Below are 3,335 nucleotides of genomic sequence, written 5' to 3' on the forward strand. Positions count from 1 at the left end.
GTCCGGCTGCGCCGCGAACTCGCCGCCCAGCCGGTCCGCCTCGCCGCCGCCCTGGCCTTCGCCGTGGTGGCCACCGCGGCCGCCCTCGCGCTCCCGCTGCTGGTCCGCCGGATCGTCGGCGACTTCTCCGAGCACCGCTCACTCGCCCCCGGACTGCTGATGATGGCCGCGGCCGCCCTCACCGGCGCGGCGGCCCAGGCCCTCTCCGGCTTCCAGCTGGCGCGGGTCGCCGAAGGGATGACCTACCGGCTGCGCACCACCCTGATGGCCCGCACACTGCGCCTGCCGCTGCCCGTGGTCCGCGCCCGGGGCACCGGCGAGCTCGCCGCCCGCGTCACCTCCGACGCCCAACTGCTGGGCCAGGTGGTGGAAGTGGCGATGCAGCTGCCGCTCGCCGTGCTCAGCGTGCTGGCGACCCTCGGGGTCATGGTGTGGATCGACTGGGTGCTCACCGCGGTCACCGTGGCCGCGCTCGCCCTGCTGACCGGCCTGGTCCTGGCGATCACCCGCCGGATGCGGGCCAACGTCACCGGGCAGCAGGACGCGGTGGGACGCATCGCCCAGCGCTTCACCGCCGACCTGGAGGCCCTCACCACCATCAAGGCCTACCGGGCCGAGCCGCTGGCCGACCGCGTCCTGGCCGCGGACGCCGAGCACCTGCGCGCCGTCTCGCTGACCGGCGCCCGGCTGAGCGCCCTGGTCCCGGCCGTGCTCACCCTCGGCAACCAGTTCGCGATGATCGCGGTCATCCTCACCGGCGGGGCCCGGCTGGCGGCGGGCGACCTGCGGGTGGCGTCGTTCGCCGCGTTCCTGCTCTACCTGCTCCAGACCGTCCCGTCCGTGAACACCCTCGCCACCGGGTTCGGCCGCCTCCAGGCCGGGCTGGCCGCCCGCGACCGCTGCAACGAGCTCCTCGCGATGCCTCCGGAGGCCGACCCCGACGACGCCGGCCGGACCGCGCCCACGCCCGTCCCCGACGCCCCGGCGGTGGTCTTCCGCACCGTCTCCTTCACCCACGGCGGCACCCGCCGGGCCGCCCTGCGCGCCGCCTCCTTCAGCATCCCGCGCACCGGTCTGACGGCCGTGGTCGGCCCGTCCGGCGCCGGCAAGAGCACCGCCCTCGCGCTGGTCGGCCGCTTCGTGCGGCCCGGCGCCGGATCGGTCAGCGTCCTCGGCCACGACCTCGGGGCCTGGCCGCTGGGCGCACTGCGCGCCCGGATGGCCTACGTGGACCAGGAGTTCACGCTGCTGGAGGCCAGCGCCCGCGACAACCTCCAGCTCGGCCGGTCCGGCGCCGCCGACGAACAGGAGCTGGCCCGGGCCCTGGCCACTGTCGGCCTGGCGGAGGACGTCGCACGTCTCCCGCAGGGCCTGGACACCGTCCTGGGCCGGGAGTTCGACCTCTCCGGCGGCCAGCGCCAGCGGATGGCCCTGGCCCGCGCGCTGCTCGCCGATGCCGACATCGTCCTGCTGGACGAGCCCACCAGCCAGCTCGACGGCCTCAACGAACTGCGCTTCCGCGCGATCGTGGACCGCCTGGCCCGCCGCAGCGCCGTCGTGGTCGTCGCCCACCGCCTCTCCACCGTCCAGCACGCCGACCACGTGATCATGATGGACCGGGGTACCGTCGTCGACGCCGCCGACCACCCCACGCTGCTCGCGCGCTGCGCCCCCTACCGTGAACTGGTCAGCAGCCAGGCCGTCCCCGCCGGTCCCGCTCCCGGGGTGGCGTGACCGCGCGGTGAGCACCGCGCGCACGGCGACGTGACCAGGCCACCGCGTGCGGATTGGACCGGGACACCGCGCCCGCCGGTCCCTATCGTCGGCGGCACACCCGACCGATGCGGAGAACAGCGCCATGCACCCCGACCTCGCCGCCGACCTGTCCGACCTGCCCGCACTGCTGGAGGAGACCCGGCTCGCGGCGGTGGCCTTCCTGGACTCGCTCGACGAGCGGCCGGTCGTGCCCGCCGCCGCGCCCGCCCCGCGGCCGCCGGCCGGGCAGGGCGGCGGGCTGCGGGCGGCGCTGGCGGAGTTCGGCGAGCGCTGGGAGCCGAGGCTCTCCGCCGGGGCGGGCCCGCGCTACTTCGGGTTCGTCACCGGCGGCGCGACCCCGGCGGCGCTGGCGGGCGACTGGCTGACCGCCGTCGCCGACCAGAACTCCAACTCCTCGCTGGACGGCGCCGGCCAGCAACTGGAGCGGGAGACGGCCGGCCGGCTGCGCGAGCTGTTCGGGCTCTCCGCCGCGCACAGCGGCACCTTCGTCAGCGGCGCGACCATGTCGAACACGGTCGGCCTGGCGATCGCCCGGCAGTGGCTCGGCGAGCGCCTGGGGGTGGACGTGGCCGAGGACGGCGTCGGCGCGCTCGGCCGGGTGCGGGTGCTGTCGGGCAGCGCGCACTCCAGTGTCGCCAAGGCCCTCGCCGTCCTGGGCCTGGGCCGCTCCGCGCTGGTGCCGGTGCCCGCGCTGCCCGGGCGGGAGGCGGTGGACGTGGCCGCCCTGGAGCGGATGCTGGCCGCGAGCGAGGGCCCGTGCATCCTGGTGGCCAACGCCGGGACGGTCAACACGGTGGACTTCGACGACCTGTCGGCGCTGGCCGACCTGCGCGACCGCCACGGCTGCTGGCTGCACGTGGACGCCGCGTTCGGCGCCTTCGCCGCACTGGTCCCCGAGCACGCCGCCCTGGTGGCCGGCCTGGACCGGGCCGACTCGGTCTGCGTCGACCTCCACAAGTGGCTCAACGTCCCCTACGACAGCGCCGTGCAGTTCACCCGCCGCCCCGACCTCCAGGCCGAGGTCTTCCGCAACGCCGCCGCCTACCTCGGCCCGCTCGGCGAGCACCCCGACCTGGTGCACCTCACGCCCGAGAACTCGCACCGGCTGCGCGCCCTCGCCGCCTGGTTCACCCTGCGCGCCTACGGACGGGACGGCCACCGGGAGATCGTCGAGCGCTGCGTGACGGGCGCCCGGGCCCTGGGCGAGGCCGTGGCGGCGACGCCGGGGCTGCGCCTGCTGGCCCCGGTCCGGCTGAACGTCGTCTGCTTCACCCTGACCGAGGACCCCACCGCCGAGCGCCTGGCCGCGCTGGCCGCCGCCGTGGCCGACGAGGCCTTCCTGACCCCGACCCACTACGCCGGCGTCCCCGCCCTGCGGGCGGCGTTCAGCAACTGGCGCACCACCGACGCGGACGTCCGCCGCACGGCCGCGGCCCTGGCGACGGCCGTGCGCGGACTCGTCGGCTAGGACTTGTCCGGTCGATCATGTGCGGAGCCAGATGACGAGGGCGGCTGCGGTGACGGTGCCGAGGTAGACGTAGCCGCGTTTGTCGTAGCGC

General features: G+C 76.2%; 2 protein-coding genes. Both read left to right on the forward strand.

The window, feature by feature from the left end; genetic code table 11:
* Nucleotides 1-1,734: ABC transporter ATP-binding protein (locus ACFXAM_RS38265; RefSeq protein ID WP_380298507.1), on the forward strand; the 1,734-nt coding region annotated here is incomplete at its 5' end.
* Between the two features lie 124 nt (nucleotides 1,735-1,858).
* Complete coding sequence (locus ACFXAM_RS38270; RefSeq protein ID WP_380298509.1) at nucleotides 1,859-3,244, forward strand: pyridoxal phosphate-dependent decarboxylase family protein; 1,386 nt, start codon at nucleotides 1,859-1,861, stop codon at nucleotides 3,242-3,244.
* Nucleotides 3,245-3,335: the final 91 nt, after the last annotated feature.

The organism is Kitasatospora sp. NPDC059462, from assembly GCF_042749955.1.
GTDB lineage: Bacteria > Actinomycetota > Actinomycetes > Streptomycetales > Streptomycetaceae > Kitasatospora.

Coding starts and splice junctions, on each gene's coding strand:
- ACFXAM_RS38270 (WP_380298509.1), top strand. CDS start 1,859: ATGCACCCCGACCTCGCCGCCGACCTGTCCGACCTGCCCGCACTGCTG.